This is a genomic window from Bradyrhizobium sp. CCGUVB14 (assembly GCF_024199935.1).
Taxonomy (GTDB): Bacteria; Pseudomonadota; Alphaproteobacteria; order Rhizobiales; family Xanthobacteraceae; genus Bradyrhizobium.
Map to the genome: position 1 here is coordinate 8599604 of NZ_JANADS010000001.1, position 23846 is coordinate 8623449.

19 protein-coding genes are annotated in these 23846 nt (G+C 65.4%); 8 read left to right on the plus strand and 11 right to left on the minus strand.

What is annotated here, in order from left to right:
• The first annotated feature begins 111 nt into the window (after window positions 1-111).
• A complete protein-coding gene (locus NLM32_RS40170; protein ID WP_254134180.1) occupies window positions 112-1581 on the plus strand; it encodes an amidase in 1470 nt (489 codons plus the stop codon).
• Between the two features lie 15 nt (window positions 1582-1596).
• Here NLM32_RS40170 and NLM32_RS40175 read toward each other — a convergent pair whose 3' ends face one another.
• A complete protein-coding gene (locus tag NLM32_RS40175) occupies window positions 1597-2811 on the minus strand; it encodes an LON peptidase substrate-binding domain-containing protein (protein WP_254134181.1) in 1215 nt (404 codons plus the stop codon).
• Between the two features lie 198 nt (window positions 2812-3009).
• Window positions 3010-3327: a hypothetical protein gene (locus tag NLM32_RS40180; RefSeq protein ID WP_254134182.1), complete on the minus strand. Its 318-nt coding sequence runs from the start codon at window positions 3325-3327 to the stop codon at window positions 3010-3012.
• Window positions 3328-3478: 151 nt separating this feature from the next.
• Here NLM32_RS40180 and NLM32_RS40185 point away from each other — a divergent pair, with 151 nt between their 5' ends.
• Window positions 3479-4387, plus strand: a complete 909-nt coding sequence (locus NLM32_RS40185) for a PaaI family thioesterase (protein WP_254134183.1) — start codon at window positions 3479-3481, stop codon at window positions 4385-4387.
• Window positions 4388-4453: 66 nt separating this feature from the next.
• Window positions 4454-4819, plus strand: a complete 366-nt coding sequence (locus NLM32_RS40190; protein ID WP_254134184.1) for a hypothetical protein — start codon at window positions 4454-4456, stop codon at window positions 4817-4819.
• Here NLM32_RS40190 and poxB read toward each other — a convergent pair.
• The 3 genes from poxB to NLM32_RS40205 form a co-directional block, all read right to left on the minus strand.
• Window positions 4816-6552, minus strand: a complete 1737-nt coding sequence (poxB, locus tag NLM32_RS40195; RefSeq protein WP_254134185.1) for a ubiquinone-dependent pyruvate dehydrogenase — start codon at window positions 6550-6552, stop codon at window positions 4816-4818. The two genes, NLM32_RS40190 and poxB, sit on opposite strands and share 4 nt — an antisense overlap.
• 80 nt (window positions 6553-6632) lie before the next feature.
• Complete coding sequence (locus NLM32_RS40200; RefSeq protein WP_254134186.1) at window positions 6633-7265, minus strand: 2-dehydro-3-deoxy-6-phosphogalactonate aldolase; 633 nt, start codon at window positions 7263-7265, stop codon at window positions 6633-6635.
• Window positions 7262-8194 carry a 2-dehydro-3-deoxygalactonokinase gene (locus tag NLM32_RS40205; protein ID WP_254134187.1) on the minus strand — a complete coding sequence of 311 codons (933 nt, stop codon included), beginning with the start codon at window positions 8192-8194 and terminating at the stop codon, window positions 7262-7264. Before NLM32_RS40205 ends, NLM32_RS40200 begins: the two co-directional genes overlap by 4 nt.
• Window positions 8195-8414: 220 nt before the next feature.
• Here NLM32_RS40205 and NLM32_RS40210 point away from each other — a divergent pair, with 220 nt between their 5' ends.
• Window positions 8415-9512, plus strand: coding sequence for an LLM class flavin-dependent oxidoreductase (locus NLM32_RS40210; RefSeq protein WP_254134188.1), 1098 nt, complete (start codon window positions 8415-8417; stop codon window positions 9510-9512).
• A 57-nt stretch (window positions 9513-9569) separates the two neighbouring features.
• A complete protein-coding gene (locus NLM32_RS40215; RefSeq protein WP_254134189.1) occupies window positions 9570-10124 on the plus strand; it encodes a flavin reductase family protein in 555 nt (184 codons plus the stop codon).
• Between the two features lie 90 nt (window positions 10125-10214).
• Here the strand turns inward: NLM32_RS40215 and NLM32_RS40220 are convergent, their stop codons facing one another.
• Window positions 10215-11288 carry an alkene reductase gene (locus NLM32_RS40220; protein ID WP_254134190.1) on the minus strand — a complete coding sequence of 358 codons (1074 nt, stop codon included), beginning with the start codon at window positions 11286-11288 and terminating at the stop codon, window positions 10215-10217.
• A gap of 103 nt (window positions 11289-11391) precedes the next feature.
• On the opposite strand from NLM32_RS40220, the gene NLM32_RS40225 reads away from it, so the two are divergent.
• Window positions 11392-12267 carry a LysR family transcriptional regulator gene (locus NLM32_RS40225; protein WP_254134191.1) on the plus strand — a complete coding sequence of 292 codons (876 nt, stop codon included), beginning with the start codon at window positions 11392-11394 and terminating at the stop codon, window positions 12265-12267.
• A 29-nt stretch (window positions 12268-12296) separates the two neighbouring features.
• On the opposite strand, the gene NLM32_RS40230 is transcribed toward NLM32_RS40225, so the two are convergent.
• The 5 genes from NLM32_RS40230 to NLM32_RS40250 all read right to left on the minus strand — a co-directional run bounded on the left by NLM32_RS40230 (window position 12297) and on the right by NLM32_RS40250 (window position 21801).
• Window positions 12297-14159, minus strand: a complete 1863-nt coding sequence (locus tag NLM32_RS40230) for a sigma-54-dependent Fis family transcriptional regulator (RefSeq protein WP_254134192.1) — start codon at window positions 14157-14159, stop codon at window positions 12297-12299.
• A 96-nt stretch (window positions 14160-14255) separates the two neighbouring features.
• The gene (locus NLM32_RS40235) at window positions 14256-17561 is read right to left on the minus strand and encodes a carboxyl transferase domain-containing protein (RefSeq protein ID WP_254134193.1); all 3306 of its coding nucleotides are present in this window, start codon (window positions 17559-17561) and stop codon (window positions 14256-14258) included.
• 11 nt (window positions 17562-17572) lie between these two features.
• The gene (locus NLM32_RS40240; protein WP_254134194.1) at window positions 17573-19294 is read right to left on the minus strand and encodes an AMP-binding protein; all 1722 of its coding nucleotides are present in this window, start codon (window positions 19292-19294) and stop codon (window positions 17573-17575) included.
• A gap of 141 nt (window positions 19295-19435) precedes the next feature.
• Window positions 19436-20107 carry an aspartate/glutamate racemase family protein gene (locus NLM32_RS40245; protein WP_254134195.1) on the minus strand — a complete coding sequence of 224 codons (672 nt, stop codon included), beginning with the start codon at window positions 20105-20107 and terminating at the stop codon, window positions 19436-19438.
• Window positions 20108-20118: 11 nt separating this feature from the next.
• Window positions 20119-21801, minus strand: coding sequence for a methyl-accepting chemotaxis protein (locus NLM32_RS40250; RefSeq protein ID WP_254134196.1), 1683 nt, complete (start codon window positions 21799-21801; stop codon window positions 20119-20121).
• Between the two features lie 146 nt (window positions 21802-21947).
• On the opposite strand from NLM32_RS40250, the gene NLM32_RS40255 reads away from it, so the two are divergent.
• Entirely contained in the window at window positions 21948-23162 is a 1215-nt protein-coding gene (locus NLM32_RS40255) for a sensor domain-containing diguanylate cyclase (RefSeq protein WP_254134197.1), read from the plus strand.
• Window positions 23163-23335: 173 nt separating this feature from the next.
• Window positions 23336-23836, plus strand: coding sequence for a hypothetical protein (locus tag NLM32_RS40260; protein ID WP_254134198.1), 501 nt, complete (start codon window positions 23336-23338; stop codon window positions 23834-23836).
• Window positions 23837-23846 lie beyond the last annotated feature (10 nt).

Below are 23846 nucleotides of genomic sequence, written 5' to 3' on the forward strand. Positions count from 1 at the left end.
AGCGCCCCGACCTCTCCGTCCGGCGCAACCCTGCCCTTCGCGCCGGCTCAGTTGATTCACGCGGGCCCTTGCGAAAAAGGTGGCGCCGCGACCCAAGGGGATTTGAACTTCATGACTTTGCCGATGAGCTGGAACGAATGGACGCAGCACGATGGCGTCGGCCTTGCGGCGCGCGTCCGCAACGGCGAGCTGACGGCAAAGGAACTGGCACGTCAGGCCGCGGCGGCCGTGGCCAAGGTCAATCCGACGCTGTCGGGCGTGGTCGAGCTGTTCGATGACGTGATCGCCGATCCCGCCAAGGACGGCGCCAATCTCGCCGGTCCGTTCGCCGGCCTGCCTTTCCTGATGAAGGATCTGGGTCCGACCATGAAGGGCCGGCTCCAGGAAATGGGCTCGCTGCTGATGCGTGGCAATCGCGCCGCGGCCGACACATTCCTGACCGGCAAATTCCGCCAGGCAGGCTTGAACCTGATCGGCCGCACAACGACGCCGGAATTCGGCGTGTGCAGCTCCGCCGACAACCCGGCCGTCTATGTCACCCGCAATCCCTGGAATACCGACTACACCACCTGCGGCTCGTCGGCCGGCAGCGCGGCGATGGTCGCGGCCGGCGTGGTGCCGATCGCGCACGCGACCGACGGCGGCGGCTCGATCCGCATTCCCGCCGGCGTCAACGGCAATATCGGGCTGAAGGTATCGCGCGGCGTGTTCTCGCTCGCGCCGCACATGTCCGACCTCACCGGCCTCGTCTCGATCCAGGGCTGCCAGTCGCGCACGGTGCGCGACACCGCCGCTTTCGTCGACCACGCCCGCGGCCCCGCGCCCGGCGAGTTCATGCCGTTCTGGACCACGGCGCAGCCTTACGGCGAGATGATCAAGCGCGATCCGTCCAAGCTGCGCATCGCGCTGTCGCACACCTGGGGCGATTACACCGCGACGCCAGAGATCGCCGCCGAACTGGAGAAGACCGGCCGCTTCCTCGAGGGCCTCGGCCATCACGTCGACTACGCACTGCCCGAGCTCGATTTCCGCGCCGCCTTCGCGGCGCAGACCACCTGCTACATCTCGAACTTTTCCGTGGTGATTTCCAACATGCTCGCCGCGCGCGGGCTGGAGCGTCCGCCGGAAGATCTGATCGAGCCGATGAACATCCGGATCTGGGAAGCCGGCCTGCACACGAGCTTCGCCGACCGGGCGAAGATGCAGGCGGTCTTCAACACCACCTCGCGCGGCTTCGGCAGCTTCTTCGAGCAGTGGGACGTGATCCTGACGCCGATCACGGCGCTGCCGACGCCGAAGGTCGGCACCAAGGAATATCTCACCATCTCCGACAATCCGGATGTGCTCGACTGGTTCGGCAATCTCTGGCGCTTCTTCGCCTTCACGCCGCTCGCCAATCTCTGCGGCATGCCGGCAATCTCGATGCCGATGGCGGCCCAGGACCACGGCCTGCCGCTCGGCATCCAGGCGATCGCGAAGCAGGCCAATGACGGCCTGCTGCTGCAACTCGCCGCCCAGATCGAGCGCGCGCTCGACGGCAAGTGGAACGGCGGGAAGAAGCCGAAGGTGTATGTCGGCTAGGCGTAGCGACAAGCTCTAGCCAACACCTCGCCCGATCGCCTTGTCCGCACGTCCGCGCGATACGCCATGCTCCGCGAGCAGGCGCGCCGCGGGACTTCGCGTCTCGGCAAACAGGGCAACAAGCGCATTGACGCCGGTGACCTCGGGATATCCGACCTCCTGGGCAAGGAACGGGGCGCGCTGATCGACGCGCTTGAACGCCGCCGTCGGCTCGGCACGTCCGGTCTCGATCACGGTGTGCTTGAGTTCGTTGTCGAGATACTGCACGAGGCCTTGCCTCAGCTTGTCGAGATCGGCGTCGCAGGCACGCATCACGGCGGCCGCGTTCGCATCCTCGGTCAGGGCAAGCAGCAAATGCTCAAGCGTCGCGTATTGATGGCGGCGCCGGTCAGCGTGCTCAAGCGCCCGCCGTTTCGTAGCCGCGTAGTTTGCCGAGACCGGCCGTTGCGACAGGTCGAGCAGCGCGTCGATCCGCTCGAGCCGTTTCACGGGATCGAGCGTCGCCAGCAGCTCGTATTTGTCCCTGATGGGTAACTTCATCCGCGTCGCGACGGTATCGGCGATCTGTCCGGGATCACGGGTTAAATCGAAGAACAGCCAGAGGTCCGGCACCAGAATTCCATGAGCCGCCGTGTAATCCTGGAAGCTTTGATAGATCCTTCGGATCAGATCCCTGGCATCGCGGGCCGTCCCCTCACTGACGTCAACGACCGCGGCCTGATAGGCGACCGCCTCAGCCGCAAAGCTGCGTAGCGCGACGCGCCGAAGGCCGCGCGTCAGCACCCTGAACGTGCCATTCTCGAGCGGCACCAGTTCGAGCAGTTGCGATAGGATGCCGATCTCGTAGACATCGGACAATCGAGGATCGTCGACGGCCGCCTCGCGTTGAATCGCCAGGACGACTTCGCGTCCGCCTTCGAACGCCTGGTTCAACGCCTGAACGGTGCTCTCGCGGCCTACAAACAGCGGGTAAGTCGCGTTCGGAAACGGAACGAGATCGCGTAGGGGAATGGCGGGATAGAGCGCCGTTGTCGTTTTCAGCGGTGCAATCGCCGGCGCCGTGTCACGCCGCTCTGCGTGAAGCAGCGCCGACAATGTATTCCAGTCGGCAACACCGAACATCCTCGACACGAGTTCGAGGCTCTCGCTGTGGCTGATGGTGACGGCCTTGGTGGTCAGGGATTCGCGCAGGGTCTGCGCCATAGCCTTGGCATCGCGAAAATCGCGCATCGGTTCGTCCTCTGCATGAGCGATCCAGGTGTGTCAGGTGGTTGCGTTGCTGACCCGGTCGCTCGGGCAAAGGGGGCCGATCAGGGCTCGATACATTCACCGTTCCACGGAGGGCGCAACCGGCAGGTCGTATCAACCTGCGCGGAAGGTGACGTAAAGGCGGATGGCTGTCAATCTCGGTTCCTGCTCAGTTCTTGCTCAATTCTTCACGGTCGGGATCGCTTCGTCCGGCTGCTGCTGTCCGAGCTTGAGCATCGCAAGCGCCTTGTCGAGCGCTTCGCGCAAGGCCAGCGCCGCGGCCGGGCTGCAGCGCAGATGCGCGGTCTGGACCACGTCGACCCTGACGGCGGCACCAATCGGCATCAGCAAATTCGCAGCGAGCTCGATCTGGATCGCACCGTTGTGATGGCCGAAGCAGGACGCGCCGTCGAAATAGATGATCGGCGCCCGCTCCGAGCTCGAGCTAGAAATGGTGACGAGCCCCTGGCTGGTGGCGGGCGTCTCGGGATCGGCCATGGGCACTCCTTGGGACTGGTCGACGGGCGAAGCGCCCACCATCGTTGCTTCGGCGCGCTCTGTCGAGGCCAAACCGGTTCCTGGCAGATCTGCCGCGCGGGGCGCATTTCCGGGTTTTGCGCCGTCCCCGACGGTGGTCTAGAACGTCATCATGTCCATCTCATCGACCACGCTTCCTTTCGAGGAACTCGCCGAAGCCATCAAGGGCCGCCGCTCCGATTACGGCCATATCAGCGGGCTGCAGCTCGACCGGTTCGCGCCGGGCGAAGCCTGGTCGAGCCTGCCCTATCGCCCCGTCTTCGTCGGCGACACCGAGACCGGTGTGCTGCATGGTGGCGTCGTCACCGCGATGCTGGACGAGAGCTGCGGCATGGCGGTTCAGCTCGCGCTCGACGGCACCAGCGCGATCGCGACGCTCGACCTGCGCATCGACTACCAGAAGCCGGCTACCCCTGGGCTCGCCATCAAGGCGCATTCGGTCTGCTATCGCACCACGCGCTCGATCGCCTTCGTGCGCTCCACGGCTTACCAGGAGTCCGAGGACGATCCGGTGGCGACCGCCACCGGCTGCTTCATGATCGGCGCCAACCGCACCAACATGCTGGCGGACCGCCGGATGGACCAGCGCAGCATCCCGACGCTGGAAGCGCCGGAGGATCCGGACAGCCCGTTCGCCAACAGCCCGTTCGCGCGCTGCCTCGGCATTCGCGTCAATGATGACGGCACGCTGACGATGCCGTTCTCGCCCAAAATCATCGGCAACCCGATCCTCCCCGCCATCCACGGCGGCATGACCGGCGCTTTCCTTGAGACCACCGCGATCCTCGGCGTGCGGCGCGAGCTCGGGATCGCGACGCTGCCGAAGCCGATCGGGCTGACCGTCAATTACCTGCGCTCCGGCCGGGCGCTGGACACCATTGCCAATGTCTCGATCGTGAAACAGGGCCGGCGTATCGTCGCCTTCGAGGCGCGGGCCTGGCAGGACGATCCGGACAAGCCGATCGCGTCCGCCTTCGGCCATTTCATGCTGCGCCCGACGCCTGGAAACGACGAGGAATAGGCGTATTTTACTTGACGACCGGGATTCGGGACACAACGATAGCGCGTTCCCACGAGAGGTATTGGGTTGCGGCATCCGATCGACATCATCGCCATGTTCGCCGCCATCTGGCTGTTGGCGTCAATGGTGCTCGACGCGGTGACGCCGAAGGAACTGACCGCGGTCATGATCGCCATCGCGATCGGGCCCGCCGTGGTCATCACCGCCGTGTTCTACTATCTGCGCTGCCCGCGCACGGATTTCGCGGTGATGTTCGCAGCGCTCTGGCTGATCTCCGACATCGCCATCGCCTTCATCTCGCCGAAGGAACTGCCGCATTTCCTGATCGCGCTCGGCTTCGTGCCGGCGGCGCTGATCGGCATCGTGCTGCACTGGCAGCGCTTCCAGCGCCGCCATGAGCAACTGCCCGCGCCGTCAGCGAAGCGCGGCTAGCGCGACAGCAAGTTTGTCTTCGCGAGGTCGATGACCTCGTCGCCACGGCCGCTCATCACAGCGCGCAGCACCCAGAGGCTGAAACCCTTGACCTGTTCGGCCGTGATGGTCGGCGGCATCGACAGCTCCTGCTTGGCGGTGACGACGTCGAGCAGCGCCGGGCCATTGTGGGCCAGCATCTCCTTCATCGCGCCGGGGAGTTCGCCGGGGTCCTCGACGCGTTTCGCAAAAATGCCCATCGCGCGCGCCATCGCGGCGAAGTCGGGATTTTCCAGATCGACATTGGTGTCGACGAAGCCTGCGGCCTTCATCTCCAGCGCGACGAAGCCGAGCACGCCGTTGTTGAAGACGACGATCTTCACCGGCAGCTTCATCTGCGTCAGCGTGATCAGATCGCCCATCAGCATGGTGAAGCCGCCGTCGCCCGACAGCGAGATCACCTGGCGGCCGGGCTGCGAGGCCTGCGCGCCGATCGCCTGCGGCATGGCGTTGGCCATCGAGCCGTGCACGAAGGAGCCGATCAGCCGTCGGCGGCCGTTCATGTTGAGATAGCGCGCGGCCCACACCGTCGGCGTGCCGACATCGGCGGTGAAGACGGCATCGTCACTCGCGTGATCGCTGATGACTTTTGCCAGATATTGCGGATGGATCGGCTTGGCTCCCGGCGTACCCTTGGCGAGCGAGTCCAGGCCTTCACGCGCCCTCTTGTAATGCGCGATGGCGTCGTCGAGATGCTTTCGTTGCGTCTTGGTCTTGAGCAGCGGCAGCAGCGCCTCGATGGTCAGCTTGACGTCGCCGACGAGACCGAGATCGATCTTGGTGCGCCGTCCCAGATTTTCCGGGCGGATATCGATCTGCGCAACCTTCGCATCGGCCGGGAAGAACTGCTTGTAGGGAAAATCCGTTCCCAGCATCACCAGCGCGTCGCAGGCGTGCATGGCGGCGTAGCCCGAGGAGAAGCCGATGAAGCCGGTCATGCCGACGTCGTAGGGGTTGTTGTATTCGACGTGCTCCTTGCCGCCGAGCGCATGCACGATCGGGCTCTTCAGCGCTTCGGCCAGTTGCATCAGCGGTGCATGCGCGCCGGCACAGCCGCGGCCGCAGAACAGCGTGATGCGCTCGGCGCTATTCAACAGATCCGCAAGCGCCTTCAGCTCATCGGCCTGCGGCACGACCTTGGGCGCGGACAGCGCAAGCCCGCGATTGGTCGACAGCGCCCGCTTCGGCGGGCTGCGGAAGGCGACGTCGCCGGGCATGGCGACGACGGCAACGCCGCGCAGGCCCACCGCTGCGCGGATCGCGTTCTCCAGCACGAAAGGCAGCTGGCTCGGATCCGAGACCAGCTCGCAATAATGGCTGCATTCGCGAAACAGATTTTGCGGATGAGTTTCCTGAAAATAGCCGCCGCCGATCTCGGCCGACGGGATCTGCGCGGCGATCGCCAGCACCGGCACGCGGCTGCGATGTGCGTCGAACAGGCCGTTGATCAGATGCAGATTGCCCGGGCCGCAGGAGCCGGCGCAGACCGCGAGGCTGCCGGTCATCTCGGCTTCGCCGGCGGCCGCGAACGCCGCGACCTCCTCGTGGCGGACGTGCACCCATTCGATGGTGCCGCGGCGGCGCAGTGCCTCGGTGAGACCGTTCAGGCTGTCGCCGACAATGCCGTAGATGCGCTTGACGCCGGCCTGTTCGAGTGTTGCCACGAACAGATCGGCTATGTTGTTGATCGCCATGTCGGTCTCCTGATCTCGCTATTGCAGCAAGATAGGACAACGCACGACCGTGACGACATCACGGCTTGTTTATTGCGCGATCAGTCTTTCACAATCGCCCGATCATAGGCCTCGATCGTCGCCTTCGCGCGCGCGGCGACATCGGCGGCCGACATGCCGGGCTTGTAGAGGCTGGAGCCAAGCCCGAATGCGGTCACGCCGCCCTTGATGTATTCTGCAAAATTCTGGTCGGAGACGCCGCCGACGGCGGCGATCATCACGCCTGCGGGGAGCACCGCGCGGATCGCGGCGATGCCGGACGCGCCGAGCACGCTCGCCGGAAAGAATTTGAGGCCGGATGCACCGGAGCGGGCTGCAAGCAGCGCCTCGGTCGGCGAGAACACGCCGGGCAGCGTCACCATGCCGTGCTGATGCGCACGCGCCAGCACCTCGGTATCGACATTCGGCGAGACCATCAGCTTGCCACCGACATCATTGAGGCGATCGACATCCGCCGCGGTGAGCACCGTGCCGGCGCCGATCAGCACGCCTGATGGCGCGAGCTTGGCGGCGAGCCCGATGGAGCGGAACGGATCGGGCGAGTTCAGGGGAATCTCGATCGCGGTCATGCCGGCCTCGACCAGCACGCCGACGATGGCCTCGGTCTCCTCGGGCTTGACGCCGCGCAGGATCGCGACCAGGGGCCGCTTCATCGGCGGAAAGGGAACGCTCATCTCAAAGATCCTTCTGACTTCGTCCAGATCGCCGCAGCGGCCATCGACAGGCCGCGGCGCACCGCTTCATCGGCATCGATCGGGTTCACGTTGACCGACAGCGCATCGAAGGCCTGCCGGTACAGATCCGCCAGCCGGCCCGAGGCAATCAGCATGATGCCGGCCTTCGGCACCGTACCGGAAAGACCTGCGGCGAGCTCGGCGCCGATCAACGTGCCCGACAGTGTCTCACGCGCCGCGGCCGGCGTGCCGCCGAACAGCAGCTGACGCGACCTTGCGGTGAACAGGAGATTGGCCGCGAAAGCCGGCGCCTCGTACGCGGCTTTCACCGCCGCCTTGAAGCTCGCGACATCCTCGGCGTCATCGGCGCCGGCGACTGCGAGCGACAGAATCGTCTCGCGCGAAACCACGCTGAAGAGCTCACCGGTCATGAAGGTGGAGAAATGCGCGACGGTGCCGTCCTTCACCCGCACCCATTTCGAATGGGTGCCGGGCATGCAGACCAGCGCCTCGCCCGCGGCATGAAGGCCGAGCGCGCCGAGCAATTGGGTCTCCTCGCCGCGCATCACGTCCGGCGCGACTTTGTCGCGCTGCGCGATGCCCGGCAGGATGCGGATGTCGCGCGCCTCGCCCGGCACGCGCGCGGCCTGCTTCAGGACCGCCGACAATGGCGCCGGCGTGTCGACATAGCCGGCCTCGACCCAACCGGTTTTGGCGCCGGCCATGCCGCAGACGAGAACGGGCAGATCAGCGGGCGCCGCGACTGCGGCAAGGTGCGATTGCAGCACGCCGGGGAAGCCGGCCTTGGCCGCGGCCAGCATGCCCTCGCCGCTGCGGCGCTCGGCCAGCACGTGGCCCGTGCGGTCGACCAGCCAGAGCCGGAAGCTGCTGGTCCCCCAGTCCACCGCGACAAAAGCGGGATCGGTCATTTCCAATCGTATCCTCGAGTCTCACGGCCAAGACGGCGTCTCGCGACAATGAGACGGCGCTTTGCAAATCCGCCCCGGGATATCGGCTATTGCGGCCCTAAACCAGCGTTTTCTCGCGGGTCCGGGACGCCTCCCACGCTGGCACACCGCTTGCTGAAGCTGTTCCTGTTCACGTCAGCGAACGCGCAGCAAGACGCGTCAACACCAGATGAGGAAACCCATGGAGATCGGCTATTTCACGATGCCTTCGCATCCGCCGGAGTGCGGCCTGAAGGAAGGACATGACTGGGACCTGCAGGTCCTGCGCTGGCTCGACGAGCTCGGCTATCAGGAAGCCTGGATCGGCGAGCACCATACCGCGCCCTGGGAACCCAATCCCACGCCGGACCTGCTGATCGCACAAGCCCTGATGCAGACCAAGCGCCTGCGCATCGGACCAGGTGGCTTCCTGCTGCCCTATCACCATCCGGCCGAGCTCGCCAACCGCGTCGCGATGCTGGACCATCTGTCGGAAGGTCGGCTCAATTTCGGCGTGGCCGCCTCGGGCCTGCCGAGCGACTGGGCGATGTTCAACGTCGACGGCATGAGCGGGCAGAACCGCGACATGACCCGCGAGGCGCTGGAGATCATCCTGAAGCTCTGGTCCGATCCCGCGCCCTTCACCTATAAGGGCAAGTTCTGGACCGTGACCAAGCCGGACACGATGTTCGACTTCCTCAAGCCTCACATCAAGCCGTTGCAGGCGCCGCATCCGCCGATCGGCGTTGCCGGGCTGTCGAAGAACTCGGACACGCTCAAGCTCGCGGGCGAGCGCGGCTTCATCCCGATGAGCCTCAACCTCAACCCGGCCTATGTCGGCAGCCATTGGGACTCGGTCGAGATCGGCGCCGCCAAGACCGGACGCAAGCCGAACCGCGCGGACTGGCGCCTGGTGCGCGAGGTGTTCGTTGCGGACACCGACGAAGAGGCCTGGAAGCTCTCGACCGGCGACATGATGGGCCGGATGATGGGCGAATACTTCCTGCCGCTGCTCGGCCATTTCGGCTTCAAGGACTATCTGAAGCACACGCCCGACGTGCCCGATAGCGACGTCACCGTCGAATATTGCGCCAAGCGGAACTGGGTCGTCGGCTCGCCCGCAACGGTGGCCGAAAAGATCGAGAAGATCTACGACGAGGTCGGCGGCTTCGGCGTGCTCTGCGTGTTCGGCTTCGACTACAAGCACAAGCCGGAAGCCTGGCACCACTCGCTCTCGCTGCTCAAGAACGAGGTGATGCCGCGCCTGAAGCATCTCGGCTCCGCGAAGAAGGCAGCTTGACCGGATGCGGGTGCGGCGCAATCGTGTCGCACCCGCCATTACTTCGGAGATTTCCGCGTGAGCGTCGACGCAAAGGATTTCAAGCAGGCGATGCGCCAATGCGCCGGTGCGGTCGCACTGGTCACGGTCGGCGCCGAGCACGGCAAGCGCACCGGGCTGACGGTGACGTCGGCATGCTCATTGTCGGACAATCCGCCGTCGCTGATCGTCTGCGTCAACCGCAACGCCAGCGCGCACGCCCGCATCCGCGAGGAAGGCGCCTTCGCGATCAACTTCCTGCACGAGGATCACGCGCTGCTGGCGCTGACCTTCAGCGGCCAGAAGGGTGTCAACGGCGACGATCGCTTTGCGTTCGGCCAGTGGACCCGGGGCGCCACGGGCGCACCGGTGCTGACCGATGCGGTCGCCGCGTTCGACTGCGTGCTGGCGCAGGAGTTCGAGACCAAAACGCATTCGATCTTCGTCGGCGAAGTCCGTTACGTCTCGCATTCCGACGGCGCCGCGCCGCTCGTGTATCTGCGCAGCAGCTTCCACGTCCCGCAGGAAATCCGCGAGATCGTTTCAGTCGGCGATCTCGATTCGCGGCATCTGAGCTGGACCGATTTTTCGTAGGAAGCGAGCCGAACTCGCTGCTGCTCCCCTCTCCCCTTGCGGGAGAGGGAACAGAGCGAAGCTCGCTTGAGGCGCCGGATCCGCCCGTCCTCAGACGACGGCCGTCGCGCCCAATGCCGGATAGTCGGTGTAGCCCCGGGCGGTGCCGCCGAAGAACGTCGTCCGATCGGCCTCGTTCAGGGGCGCACCTGACTTCAGGCGTGCGATGAAATCGGGATTGGCCAGCACCATCTGGCCGTACGCCTCCAGATCGGCCAGTCCCGCCGCAACGTCGGAGCCGATGTGATCGCGCGGGCGCCCCGGCCGGTTCACGATCAGCTTGCCGCGCCAGAGCTTGCGCAGATCGGCCAGAAGGCCATCGTCGCCCTGATGCATGATGTGAAGATAGGCGAGCGAGAGCTTGTCGAGCTCGGCCACCAGATGACGATAGAGGTCCGGTCCTTCGGCGCCTTCGTCGATGCCCCACATCGTGATGCCCGGCGACAGGCGGATCGCGGTCTTGTCCGCCCCGATCTCCGCGGCAATGGCGGCAGCAACCTCGACGGCGAAGCGCGCGCGATTGTCGATCGAGCCGCCATACGCATCGGTGCGGGTGTTCGCGCTCGGCGCCATGAACTGCTGGACCAGATAGCCATTCGCACCGTGGATCTCGACACCGTCTGCGCCCGCCGCGATGGCGTGGCGCGCAGCGTCGCGGAAGTCGGCGACGGTCCGGCGCACCTCATCGGTCGCCAGCGACCGTGGCTGCGGAATGTCCTGCATGCCCTTCGGCGTGAACATCGGCGCACCCGGCGCGATCGCGGACGGAGCCACGCCCTGTCGGTGATGTGGCGTGTTGTCCGGATGCGACATACGCCCGGCATGCATGAGCTGGATGAAGATGTGGCCGCCCTTGCCATGGACGGCGTCGGTGACCTTGCGCCAGCCGGCGACCTGTGCGGGCGTGTAAATGCCGGGCGTCGCCATATAGCCCTGCCCGTCATCGGACGGCTGCGTGCCCTCAGTGACGATCAAGCCGACGCCTGCGCGCTGCGCGTAATATTCGGCGGAGAGCACGCCGGGGACGCCATCGGCGTTTGCGCGCGAACGAGTCATGGGCGCCATGACCAGGCGGTTCGGAAGCGCGAGCCCACCGACGTGGACGGGGTTGAATAACGGGTTCATGGCAGATTCCTTCTCGATGATACCGAGAAGGCAGATGGAGCTTCCATCTAATGGAATAAATACCTTATATTGGAATAGATTCATCCATATATGGGATAATTGTATGGAGCTGTTGAACGACATGGCCCTGTTCGTGGAGGTGGTGAAAGCCCGAAGCTTCCGGGGCGCTGCCGCGACGCTCGATATGCCGAACTCGACCCTGTCGCGACGGATCAGCCTGCTCGAGAAGGAAATCGGACTTCGCCTGCTGAACCGGACCACGCGCAAGATCGAATTGACCGAAGCTGGCCAGCTCTATTTCGAGCGCTGCAAGCGCATCGTCGACGAAGCACGCCTGGCACACGAGCAGCTCGGCGATATGCTGGCCCATCCAAGCGGATCGCTGCGCGTCTCACTGCCGGTGGACTTCGCGAACACCTATCTCGCGCCGCTGATCACCGAATTCGCGCAGCATTATCCCGGTATCGATTTCGAGTTCGATCTCACGCCGCGACGCGTCGACCTGGTCTCCGAACCGTACGATCTCGCGATCCGGATTGGAGATTCCCCGGCGTCGCACATGATCGCGCGACCGCTCGCCCGACTGCACGCCAATCTCTACGCCTCGCCGCGTTATCTCGAACTCAACGGTGAACCGCATGAACCGGCAGATCTCGCGCGCCATCAATGTCTCTGCCAGACGAGAGTGAGCAGCTGGACGCTGCACAACGGAACGCGAACGGTCGAGGCCGACGTTAACGGACGCTTCCACCTCAACAGCATCGGCATGCTCCGCCGCCTCGCGACGCTCGACATGGGCATCACCTTCGTGCCGCAGGAAATCGTCGCCGACGAACTCGCAGATGGACGGCTGCGCCGCATCATGTCGCAATGGCAGGGCCTGCCCATGACCATTTACGCAGTCACCGAGACCAGGCTGCTTCCAGCCAAGACGCAGCGCTTCATCGAATTTCTGCGCGAGCGGCTGAGCCGGCGTTAGATCAGACGTGCGGTGGCAGGTACCGAGCGCTACTGCGCCGTCTCGATCTTCAGCTGCTTGATCTTGCGATACAGCGTCGCCCGGCTGAGTTTTAGCGCGCGGGCAGCTTCGGTGACGCGGCCACAGTGCTTGCGGAGCGCCTCGATGATGGTGGCTCGCTCGGCCGCTTCGAGATCAATCCCCGCCGTTCTCCCGCCGAACGGCGGCAGATCGAGGTCGGCATCCATGATGACGCCATCCTCCGCCGTACAGCCGGCAAGCCGGAGCACGTGGCGGAGCTGGCGCATGTTGCCGGGGTAGGAATAGGCCGAGAGCAGCGACCAGGCTTCGCCCGAGAGGCGGCAGTTCGGCGCCTCCTCGCGCGCGATCTGGCGGATGATGTCATCCCTATCAGCGCGCTCGCGCAGCGCCGGCAGCCGTACCTCCATGCCGCGCAGGCGAAAATAGAGGTCGGCACGGAAAGCCCCCTCCTCGGCCATGCGGCCGAGATCGCGATGGGTGGCGCTGATCAGGCGAATATCCACCGGCACCGGCTTGAGCGCGCCGAGCGGCCAGACTTCGCGGTTCTCCAGCACGCGCAGCAACCGGGTCTGCAGCGCGATCGGCATGTCGCCGATCTCGTCCAGAAACAGCGTGCCGCCGTCGGCCTGCACGATCAGGCCCTTCGAGCCGTCGCGCCGCGCGCCGGTGAAGGCGCCGGCCTCGTAGCCGAACAGCTCGGCGTCGATCAGGCTCTCCGGCATCGCCGCACAGTTCAGCGCGACGTAATTGTTGCGGGCACGGTTGCTCGCGGCATGAATCGCGCGCGCGAACACGTCCTTGCCGACGCCGGTCTCGCCATGCAGCAGCACCGGCAGATTGTGATCGCCGATGCTCCGCAGCCGCTTCACGCTTTTGACGAGGCCCGGATCGCCGCCTGCGAGCCGATGCAGCGCGTCGAAGCGATCGACCGGCGCATCGCGGCGAAGCATGGTGGATTTTGCGCGCAGGGGCGGGGCGACATGGCTTTGCCCCAGCGGACGGCCATCGGCGCGGCGCAGCTCGACGATCTCGTCTGCGTTGCGCGCGTGATCAAGCTTGATATAGCGCGACAGATCGATGCCCGAAGCGATCAGGCCGTCGGTGAGGCCCAGCAATGCGCGCGCCGACCGGCAGGCGCCGACGATGCGGCGATCGTCATCGTAAGCAAGCAGGCCACTGCCGCCATCACCCGGCACTGTTGCGATCCAGGCGTTTCGGAAATGATCGCGGAAGATCGCGCCCTCCATCCGCCGCGTCGCCTCCATCGTCACCGCGAGCGCAAGCTGATGCGCGGCCCGTTCGAGATCTTCACGACAGGAGGTGATGTTGACCGCGCCGGCGAGGCGCCCGGCCTGATCGAACAGTGGCGCCACGGCGCAGGAGAACATGTGCCATTGCGCACGAAAATGCTCGTCGCGATGCACCAGGATCGGCTTCTGCTCCGCGAGGCAGGTGCCGAGCCCGTTGGTGCCCTCGAACGTCTCGGCGAAATTCGAACCGGTGTAGATCTTCCAGTCCATGAACATCCGTGCGTCGGCCTCGCCCGGCAGGCGGCTGAACAACATGGTCGCGTTCGCGTCAGCGAGGTTGACGCAATAGCCGGCGTCCCGCAGCACGCGGGCGAGATCGTCGAGCTCCGGCGTCAGCAGCCGGATGGTCTCTTCCAGGGGCTCAGCGACGTGACGAACCTCGGCCTCGGTCAGTGTCTGCGGCGGGCCCTGCCGGGCAGGATCGAGCTTGTGGCTGATCAGGCAGCGCCGCCACGAGTTCTCGATGCGCGAAGAGGCGTCGACGTCGGCCAAACGGTCATTAACCTGATTGGCGACGGACAAGACACGGGCGACATGGTTCGAGGCCGAAAGGCTGGCCATCGCGGACGTCTCCACCCTGTATTATTGTGCAAAGTCTGGCAGCACAGGCGGGGATGTCAATCGGGAACCGGGACGCAGGCTATTGCTGCACTGCCCTCACCAGGTGTCGATGCACGGCCGCTTCTTCGCCGTCCGCACCGGCGGCTTCGGCACCGAACGGAGCCCCGCCATGATCCAGCGCCGCGTCTCGGCGGGGTCGATGACGTTGTCGATCTCGAACACCGAGGCGATCGAGACCGCCTTGCCGTTGGCGTAGAGCTCGGCGACCTTGTTGCGGTAATAGGTCTCGCGCTCCTCGGGGTCGGCGATCGCCTCCATCTCCTTGCGGAAGCCGAGGCGGACATAGCCCTCCAGGCCCATGCCGCCGAACTCGCCGGTCGGCCAGGCTGCCGTAAAGAAGGAGGCGTGGAAACCGCCGCCGATCATCGATTGCGCACCTAGTCCATAGCCCTTGCGCAGCACGATACCGAACAAGGGCACGGTGAGGCTCGCACCGGTGACGAACATGCGCGAGACATGGCGCACGATCGCGGTCTTCTCCGCTTCCGGGCCAACCATGAAGCCGGGCGTGTCGCAGAGCGAGACGATCGGCAGGTCGAAGGCGTCGCAGAGCTGGAGGAAGCGCGCAGCCTTGTCGCCGGCGTCGGCATCGATTGCGCCGCCGAGATGGCGCGGATTGTTGGCGATCAGGCCGAACGGCTTGCCTTCGATACGGATCAGCGCGGTGATCATGCCGACGCCGTAGTCGCGGCGGAGCTCCAGCACACTGTCCTTGTCGGCGACGAGATCGATCACGCTGCGGATGTCGTAGACGCGAAGACGATTCTCGGGGATGGCGCGGCGGAGCAGGCGCTGATCCGCAGCTTCCCAATCGCTCATCACACCCTGGAAATAGGACAGGTATTTTTGCGCGACGCGCGTCGCCTCCTCCTCGTCCTCGACCACGATGTCGATGACGCCGTTCGGCGACTGGAACGAGACCGGACCGACTTCGGCCGGGTGATAGACGCCGAGCCCGCCGCCCTCGATCATCGCGGGGCCGCCCATGCCGATCGAGGCGTTCTTGGTGGCGATGATGACATCGCAACAGCCGAGCATTGCGGCGTTGCCGGCGAAGCAATAGCCGGAGACCACGCCGATCACAGGCACGAGGCCGGAGAGCTTTGCGAACTGCACGAAGGACGGGCCGTCGAGGCCGGTCATGCCGAGCCGGTCGGTGTCGCCGGGCCGGCCGCCGCCGCCTTCGGCGTAAAACACCAGCGGTACGCGCCAGTCTTCCGCCAGCGTGAGCATGCGGTCGATCTTCTTGTGGTTCATGTGGCCCTGCGTGCCCGCGAGCACGGTGTAGTCATAGGCCACGACGATGCAGCGCGCGGCCTCGCCGCCGAACTTTTCGGCGTTGACGGTGGCCACGCCCATCACGAGGCCGTCCGCCGGCGTGTTCTTGATGAGATCGTCGAGCTTGCGGCGGCGGCGCTGCGCTGCGATCGCGAGGCTGCCGTACTCCATGAAGGAGCCCTCGTCGACGAGTTGGTCAACGTTTTCGCGCGCGGTGCGCTGGTTGGTGTTGCGGCGGCGCTCGACCGAGGCCGGGCGGTTCGCATCGAGCGTGTTGGCCTGGCGCGCGATCAGCTCGGCCAGATCGGGACGGATGTGGTCGAGATCGATGTCGGCTTCCGCCGCCGTGTGATCGGCCGCGACGTCGAGCGGCTCCAGATACAGGATCGGCTCGCCATGCATCAGGGTGACGCCGTCGCCGGCGACAAGCGTCATGACGCGGCCGCCCTGCTCGGCCATGACCAGATGCTCCATCTTCATGGATTCGATCACCGCGAGCTGCTGGCCAGGACGCACGATCTCGCCTTCCGTCACCTGAATGGTGACGATGGTCCCCTGCAGGGGTGCCGCGACCATCACCGCGCCTTCCGGCACGACCTGCGCGGCATGCGCCTCGGCGCCGTGAGCACCGCTACGCTCGGCTGCGGCAAAATACAGCGGCTTGGCCGCGCCGTCGGCCGCCTCAACCAGCTTTGCGATGTTGCGATCAATGAAGTCGGTCGCGATGCGATTGGTCCTGAAGTCGGGGTGTGCCAGCACGGCCTGCAGGAACGCGATGTTGGTGACGACGCCGTCGATCCGGAACTCACGCAAAGCGCGCGAAGCCTTGGCCACGATGTCGTGCCAGGCTTCACCCGGCGTATGCACGATCACCTTGGCCAGCAGGGAGTCGAACGCCGCGCTGGTCTTGTAGCCGGCATAGCCAAAGCTGTCGACGCGGACGCCAGGGCCTGACGGCGGCTCGAATACGGCGAGCACGCCGCCGGTCGGATGCGTCGCCCCGGTCTCGTCCAGCGTCTCCATGTTGACGCGGAGCTGCATGGCATAGCCGCGCGGCTTCGGGATCGATCCTTGCGCGAGGCCGAGCGAGGCCAGCGAAGCGCCTGCGGCAACCGCGAGCTGGGCGCGGACGAGATCGAGGCCAAGCACCTCCTCCGTCACGGTGTGCTCGACCTGGAGCCGCGGATTGGCCTCGATGAAAGCAAAGCTGTCCTCGGCCGTGCCGTCGACCAGGAACTCGAAGGTGCCCAGATTGTCATAGGACGCGGCTGTCGCGAGCTGCTTCGCCGCCTCGATGATGCGGCCACGCAAGCCGTCGCTGAGCGAGGGGCTAGGCGCCACCTCAATCAGCTTCTGGTGCCGGCGCTGGATGGTACATTCGCGCTCCCAGAGGTGGGAGATCGCGCCGTGGCGATCGCCGATGATCTGCACCTCGATATGGCGCGCCTGCCGGATCAGTCGCTCGGCATAGACGCCGTCGAAGCCGAAGGCCGCCTTGGCTTCGGACTGGCAGCGCGCATAGGCCTCCGCGAGATTGGATGCGTCCTCGACCACACGCATGCCGCGGCCGCCGCCGCCGGCCATGGCCTTGATCACGATCGCCGCGTTGCTGCCGAGCGAGGTGAAGAACGCCGTGATTTCGTCGAGCGACGACGGCCCGCTGGTCCCGGCGATGATCGGCGCGCCGCAGCGTTTTGCCAGTTGTCGTGCGGCGACCTTGTCGCCGAACAGTTCGAGCGCCGTCACCTTTGGTCCAACGAAGGTGATCCCTGCGTCGGCGCAGGCTTTGGCGAATGCCGCGTTCTCGCTCAGGAAGCCGTAGCCGGGATGCACGGCATCGCAGCCGGCGCCCTTGGCCGCTTTCACCACGGCCTCGATATCGAGATAGGCCCGCGCGCCGCGGCCGGGGATTTCGACCGCTTCATCGGCCACGCGCGCATGGAGCGACAGCGCATCATCCGCAGGATGGATCGCGACCGTGGCGATGCCGGCATCGGCCGCTGCGCGCGCGATGCGGATGGCGATCTCGCCGCGATTGGCGATCAGGAGCTTTTTGAACGACATCGGTCTCTCACTCAGACTGAAGCAGGCTGGTTCGGGTTGAGGTCCTGCTTCTTCACCTTGCCCGTGGCCGTCAACGGCAGCGCCTCGATGATGCGCACCTCCGGGATCTTGTAGACCGCCATGCGTTCGGCACACCAGGCGCGCAGGTCTGCCGCGGAGATCGTGCCGACCGCTTCCGGCTTGAGCTGGATGTAGGCCACCGGCACCTGTCCCTTGTCGGGATCGTCGCGCCCGACCACGCCGGAGCCCAGCACTTTCGGATGTTGGCCGAGCAGCGCCTCGATCTCCGGCGGAAACACGCTCATGCCCTTGACCTTCAGCATCTCCTTGCGGCGGCCGAGGAAGTGCAGAAATCCGTCCTTGTCGATGGTGCCGATGTCGCCGGTGCGCAGCCAGCCATCGATCAGCGACTCCGCGGTTGCCTCCGGCTTGTTCCAATAGCTCTTGAGCAGCGACGGCGTCCGCACGCGGATCTCGCCTTCGGCGCCGAGCGGCAGCAATGCACCGGTCTCGAAATCGGTGATCTTAAACTCGGCGCCGGGCACCGGCAGACCGACGAAGATCGGCTGGTTGTTGAGATCGAAATCGTCGTCCTGGAAGCCTGATGTGAACGTGTTGGAGGTGTGGGTCTCCGTCATGCCCCAGGCCGCCTCCATCAGGATCGTGCCGGTGAGATCCTTCCAGCGCTTGCGATAGTCGGCATTGAGCTTCTTGACGAAGGAGACGACGCGGACCTGCTTCAGCGACGACAGATCGAACTCGTTCCAGCGCGGATGGTCCATCAGTTCGACCGCACCATCGACCGGCATCGCCGTGATCGTGACCTTGTACTTGTCGATCGCGGCCATCGCGCCGACGGCGTCCCAGCGGGCCAGCAGGATCAGCGTCCCGCCGGAGAACAGCGGGAAGATCAGGCCGAAATTCTCGCCCGCGATCCAGAACTCGGGAAAGAACGACAGGAAGACGCTGCTCGCGTCCGACAGCACCGAGATGCTGTAATTGGCGGCCGCCGTGTAGACCATGTCGCGATGGGTGTGGACGCAGCCCTTGGGCATACCGGTAGTGCCACCGGTGTAATTGAGTGCGGCGACTTCATCGAGACCGGGCGGCGGCAGCGGCGATGGCGCCGGCAGTGCGGCGAGCGCGGGCAGTAGATCGGTCGCGCCCGGGATTGCGATCCGCGGCATGCGGATCGAGTCCGGCGTCGGAAATGCCGGCGTTGCCGGCACGACATCGGCAAAGCTGGTGACGATGACCTCGCGCAGGCTGACCTCGCCCCGGACCTGCTCCACCACGGGGATGAGTTGGTCCAGCGCCACGATCACCTCGGCCTTGGTGTCGTTGAGCTCGTAGGACAGTTCGAACGCGCGCGACAGCGGGCTCACGGGAACATGGACCGCGCCGAGCTTCAGAATGCCGAAGAACACGATGTGGAATTGCGGACAGTTCGGCAGGAAGACGGCGACACGATCGCCTTTGCGCACGCCCTTGGCCTGCAGCAGCGCCGCAAAGCGATCGCTCTGCTGGTCGAGCTCCGCATAGGTCGTGACATGGCCGTAGAAGATCACCGCAGGCCGCGCCGGGCTCTGCTTCGCCCAGGCGCGCAGATATTCCGTCAGGGGAACTTCGCCGTGCAGATAGTTCGGCGAGCGCGGCATGCCCTTCGGCCAGGCTTTCTCCCACAGGCCGCGCAAGGTGGCGAGGTAGTCCTTTTCGGTGAGGCCTGCACTCATGACGTCTTTCCCGTGTGCTTTTCTTGTTCGCTGCGGCACGCGCGATGCCGCCAATCGACATGGTTACAGGTCGAGCACGGCAGAGGTCATGTCAAGGAAAACAGTTTTCCACGTCGCGGCCGATGCCGCGCCGCGGAAAAACTACACCGTCACGAGGCGGACGATCCGCGCCACGGCCGACGGGATCGGCGCGATGATCGGCACGGTGAACGTCGGCTGCAATTCGCGCGCAGCCTCGCCGAGCGGCCCGCCGCCGATGATGACAGCCTCCGCGCCGTCCTGCGCGATGCAGGCCTCGACCGCTCCGGCGAGCGCCGCACGCAGCCGTGCCGGGTCGCGCATCAACTCCTGCGGATCGCCGTCGGCGAAGCGGGTGCCCGTATAGCGGGATCGCAATCCCAACGCGTCGGGTAGCGCGTCGATCTTTGCTTTCAACAGCGGCGTCGTGGTCGCGACGCCGAAGCGGCGGCCGCCTTCGGCAGCTTCCAGCATCGCGGACTCGCCGATGCCGACCGCGGGCAGCTTCATCGCCGACCTGATTCCCACGAGGCCGGGATCGCCGAACGCCGAGACGATGATGCCGTTGCAAGCGCCCTGATGCGCGCGTGCGATCTCTTCGACCTCGGGGGCGGCAGTGTCGAGCGCTTCGGGTGTCACGATCATCGAGGGCGCACGCGTCGCCGTGGCGCCTTCGATGTCGAAGCCGTCGCCGGCGACAGACGTCGCAATCGCGACCATCATTGCCGTGGTCGCCTCGAGACTGTTCGGATTGATCAGGAGGATGCGCGCGCGGCGATCGGAGTTTTGGCCCATCCCCCGCTATACTAGGCCGCCCGCACGCCGGCAACGAAGGCGCTGACCTCGTTCTCCAGCGATTGCAGCTTTTCGGTCAGGCGTCCGCTCGACTGTAGCACGCGCCCTGCAGCCGCGCCTGTTTCCGCCGTCGCATCGGTCACGCCGGAGATGTTCTGCGAGACCTGGTCGGTGCCGGACGCCGCCTCCTGCACGCTGTGGGCAATGGCCTGCGTCGCCGCGCCCTGCTCTTCGACCGCGGCGGCAATCGACGAGGAGATCTCGTTGACCTCCATGATGGTGGCGCGGATGCTCTCGATATTGCCGACGACCTGGTTGGTCTCGGCCTGGATCGCGGAGATCTGCGCGCCGATCTCGTCGGTCGCCTTCGCGGTCTGGCTGGCCAGCGATTTCACTTCGCTCGCGACCACCGCAAAGCCCTTGCCGGCTTCGCCCGCACGCGCGGCTTCGATGGTGGCATTGAGCGCAAGCAGATTGGTCTGCGAGGCGATCTGGTTGATGAGGTCGATGACCTCGCCGATCTTGTGGGCGGCCGCGGCCAGTCCCTGCACGGTGTCGTTGGTGCGCTGGCCGTCGGCCGCCGCCTTGTCGGCCACACTTGCTGCCTGCGCGACGCGCTGGCTGATCTCGGTGATCGAGGATGACAGCTGGCCGGCGGCGGAGGCCACCGTCTGCACATTGCTCGAGGCCTGCTGGCACGCAGTGGCGACGAAGCTCGCGCGGTCGGTCGCCTTATCAGCGGTCTCCGACATGCCCTGGGCGGCCTGCTGCATCGCCCGCGCCTCGTTGAAGACGTCGCGGACGACGGCCTGGACGCTCGCCTCGAACTTGCCGGCGAGATCGGTCATCGTCTTGCGCTTCTCGTCGTCGGCCCGCTGCTTCGTCTCCTGCTGCTCGGCATGCATCCGGCCGACCGCCGACGCGTTGTCCTTGAACACGGCGAGCGCCTTGGCAAGCCCGCCGACCTCGTTGCTGAGGTTGGTGTAGGGCACCTCGAAGGCGCTGTCGCCGGCAGCGAGGCGCTCGGTCAGGCCCGTGATTTTCGCGAGCGGCCTGGTCACGCTACGGCCGATCAGGAAGGACGCGCCGAGCACCAGTACGAAGACCGCGAGACAGACAAAACCGAACGTCATCGCGTCCTGCCGGAACACGGCGTCGACGTCGTCGAGATAGATGCCGGTGCCGATGATCCAGCCCCAGGGCGCAAAGCCCTTCACATAGGAGATCTTCCCGACCGGCTGGTCGAAGCCGGGCTTCGGCCAGAGGTAGCTGTAGAAACCCGCGCCCTGTTTCTTGACGACGTCAACGAAGCCGACGAACAGCGCATTGCCGGAGGGATCCTTCATCCCCGCGAGATCCTTGCCGTCAAGCTCAGGCTTGATCGGATGCATGATCATTTTGGGGGTCATGTCGTTAAGCCAGAAATACTCGACCTTGTCGTAGCGGAGGCTCTTGATCTCGGCCATGGCGCCGGCCTGCGCCTGTTCGCGCGTGAGCTTTCCCTCGCTCTCGAGCTTCTGGTAATGCGCGAGAATCCCGTAGCCGACATCGACCATATGCTGCGTCTTGGCCTGACGGTCGGCGATCATCTGGCTGCGCAGCGTCGACAGCGCGATCGGTGCCAGCGCGATCATGCCGAGAAGGCTGATGCCGACAATGAGGACCAGCTTGAAACTGATGCGGGAGAAAATCATTGGTGCTCGCGAGAATTGGCGGGGCTGATATGCCATTTTATCCCGCCCGTCTTAGCAAAGCCTTAAGCATTCGGGTTCCCGACATCCCGCGGCTCAATTTGGCGTTAATCGGCCCGCGCATAGCTGCGCCACCGGAGCCAGACACAATGCCAATCACGCCCACCATCGAAGCCCGCCGCCTCGACACGCTCGCGTCGCTCGACATTCTCGACACGCCGAAGGAGCCCGCGTTCGATCGCCTGACGGCGCTGAGCAAGCGGATTTTTGGCGTGTCGATGTCGACGCTGACGCTGATCGACGGACACCGGCAATGGTTCAAGGCCGAGGTCGGCATGGCTGATCGCGAGACCGATCGCCGCCCGGCGCTGTGCAGCCTCGCCATCGCGCAGGATACCCCCCTCGTCATTCCCGACACCTACGAGGATCCCCGCGTCACCGACAATGTCTTCGTCCGCGGACATCCGTTCATCCGTTTCTATGCCGGCGTGCAGCTCAAGATCTCCGGCGTCAACATCGGCACGCTCTGTGTGATGGATACAAAGCCGCGCGAGTTCGAGGCGGGGGAGCTCGCGGTTCTGGTTGATCTCGCAGCGATCGCGGTCGACGAGCTGCTGCTGCGCAATCTCAGCATGCAGTGCAATCTGACCGGCGCGCTGTCGCGCCGCGCCTTCCGTGCAGAAGCGCAGCGCCTGTCGTCGCTCGCCAACCGGCACCATCACAAGCTGACGCTCGCCGTGCTCGACGTCGATCACTTCAAGCAGGTCAACGATCGCCACGGTCACGCCGCCGGCGATGCCGTGCTGGCGTCGATCATCGCGACCTGCCGCAACAATCTGCGCGGCTCCGACATCATCGGCCGCATCGGCGGCGAGGAGTTCGCCGTTCTGCTGCCGCACACCGATCTTGCCGGCGCCATGACGACGCTGGAGAAGGTGCGCCTGGCCATCGCGGCCGAGAGCGTCGACACGCCCTGCGGCCCGGTCCCGGTAACCTGCAGCTTCGGTGCCGCATCGCTGCTTCCCGGCCAGCATTTCGACGACGCCCTGCACAACGCCGATCTCGCGATGTATTCCGCCAAGAGTGCCGGCCGCAATCGTGTGATCGCCTGGGTCGATGCCGCGCCGTCGATCTCTCCCGCGCGCCGGCGGGTGTTCAAGGCCGGCCAGATCACCTTCAACGCAGGCCGCTCGACCTTCGACTGCACGGTGCGCACGCTGGCGGACGACGAGGCCACGATCGAGGTGATCTCGACCGCCGACATCCCCGAGCAGTTCAAGCTCGCGATCGCCAGCGATGGACTTTCGCGCGCCTGCCGCATGCTCTCCAAGTCGGACAACAAGATCGACGTCGCGTTCGTGTAAGCGCACTTTAGAATTCATCGATAGTTGGCGACTGCATTGGAATCGCTCCAGACAAGGAGCTTCCGATGCGTGCGCGTTTCTAGAAGACCTCGATATCGGCCTTCCCGGCGTTGACTTGCACGCGCCCCTGGCAGAACGATCGGCGCAAGGCGCGGCCATTTGCCAGAGGCTCCATGTATCAATCGACAGACACCAGGACGCTTGACCTTCCGGCGCTGAGCGCGGGCGAGCGGCTCTTCATCTGGGGATTTCGCGCGAAGGCGCGAAGCGGGACAGCAGTGCCGACCGCGGCCGACATCCAGCAGGTCTACGACCATTTTCGCGTCGGCGATGCCGTGCTCTCTCTCGAGGCCATCATCGAGATCTTTGCGTGCACGGCGCATACGGCCATCGAAGTGCATTGCCCCACTTGCCCGAAGATGTCGGAGAGCGAGCACGGAATTCTGCACGCGATCGCAGCGGCGCAAGAGGAGCGCATCGATATCGCGCGCGAGCAGTTCGAGAGCTGGCTGCCTCCCGTCGGCGCGGATTGGGCGCTCGCCCCCGTCAGGGGACTTGCGACGATCTTCCGCATGGCCGGTCTCATCCTGCCGGATCGGCAGTTTCGGACGCCCAACGTCGAACGGACGATGGCGATGAAGAGCTGGTTCGTCGGAAGCCCGACATTGCACTGACGAGGTTGGT

Excerpts from the sequence above, each read along its gene's own strand:
- NLM32_RS40170 (WP_254134180.1), top strand. The coding sequence starts at position 112 with ATGACTTTGCCGATGAGCTGGAACGAATGGACGCAGCACGATGGCGTC.
- NLM32_RS40175 (WP_254134181.1), bottom strand. The coding sequence starts at position 2,811 with ATGCGCGATTTTCGCGATGCCAAGGCTATGGCGCAGACCCTGCGCGAA.
- NLM32_RS40180 (WP_254134182.1), bottom strand. The coding sequence starts at position 3,327 with ATGGCCGATCCCGAGACGCCCGCCACCAGCCAGGGGCTCGTCACCATT.
- NLM32_RS40185 (WP_254134183.1), top strand. The coding sequence starts at position 3,479 with ATGTCCATCTCATCGACCACGCTTCCTTTCGAGGAACTCGCCGAAGCC.
- poxB (WP_254134185.1), bottom strand. The coding sequence starts at position 6,552 with ATGGCGATCAACAACATAGCCGATCTGTTCGTGGCAACACTCGAACAG.
- NLM32_RS40200 (WP_254134186.1), bottom strand. The coding sequence starts at position 7,265 with ATGAGCGTTCCCTTTCCGCCGATGAAGCGGCCCCTGGTCGCGATCCTG.
- NLM32_RS40205 (WP_254134187.1), bottom strand. The coding sequence starts at position 8,194 with ATGACCGATCCCGCTTTTGTCGCGGTGGACTGGGGGACCAGCAGCTTC.
- NLM32_RS40210 (WP_254134188.1), top strand. The coding sequence starts at position 8,415 with ATGGAGATCGGCTATTTCACGATGCCTTCGCATCCGCCGGAGTGCGGC.
- NLM32_RS40220 (WP_254134190.1), bottom strand. The coding sequence starts at position 11,288 with ATGAACCCGTTATTCAACCCCGTCCACGTCGGTGGGCTCGCGCTTCCG.
- NLM32_RS40225 (WP_254134191.1), top strand. The coding sequence starts at position 11,392 with ATGGAGCTGTTGAACGACATGGCCCTGTTCGTGGAGGTGGTGAAAGCC.
- NLM32_RS40230 (WP_254134192.1), bottom strand. The coding sequence starts at position 14,159 with ATGGCCAGCCTTTCGGCCTCGAACCATGTCGCCCGTGTCTTGTCCGTC.
- NLM32_RS40235 (WP_254134193.1), bottom strand. The coding sequence starts at position 17,561 with ATGTCGTTCAAAAAGCTCCTGATCGCCAATCGCGGCGAGATCGCCATC.
- NLM32_RS40240 (WP_254134194.1), bottom strand. The coding sequence starts at position 19,294 with ATGAGTGCAGGCCTCACCGAAAAGGACTACCTCGCCACCTTGCGCGGC.
- NLM32_RS40245 (WP_254134195.1), bottom strand. The coding sequence starts at position 20,107 with ATGGGCCAAAACTCCGATCGCCGCGCGCGCATCCTCCTGATCAATCCG.
- NLM32_RS40250 (WP_254134196.1), bottom strand. The coding sequence starts at position 21,801 with ATGATTTTCTCCCGCATCAGTTTCAAGCTGGTCCTCATTGTCGGCATC.
- NLM32_RS40255 (WP_254134197.1), top strand. The coding sequence starts at position 21,948 with ATGCCAATCACGCCCACCATCGAAGCCCGCCGCCTCGACACGCTCGCG.
- NLM32_RS40260 (WP_254134198.1), top strand. The coding sequence starts at position 23,336 with ATGTATCAATCGACAGACACCAGGACGCTTGACCTTCCGGCGCTGAGC.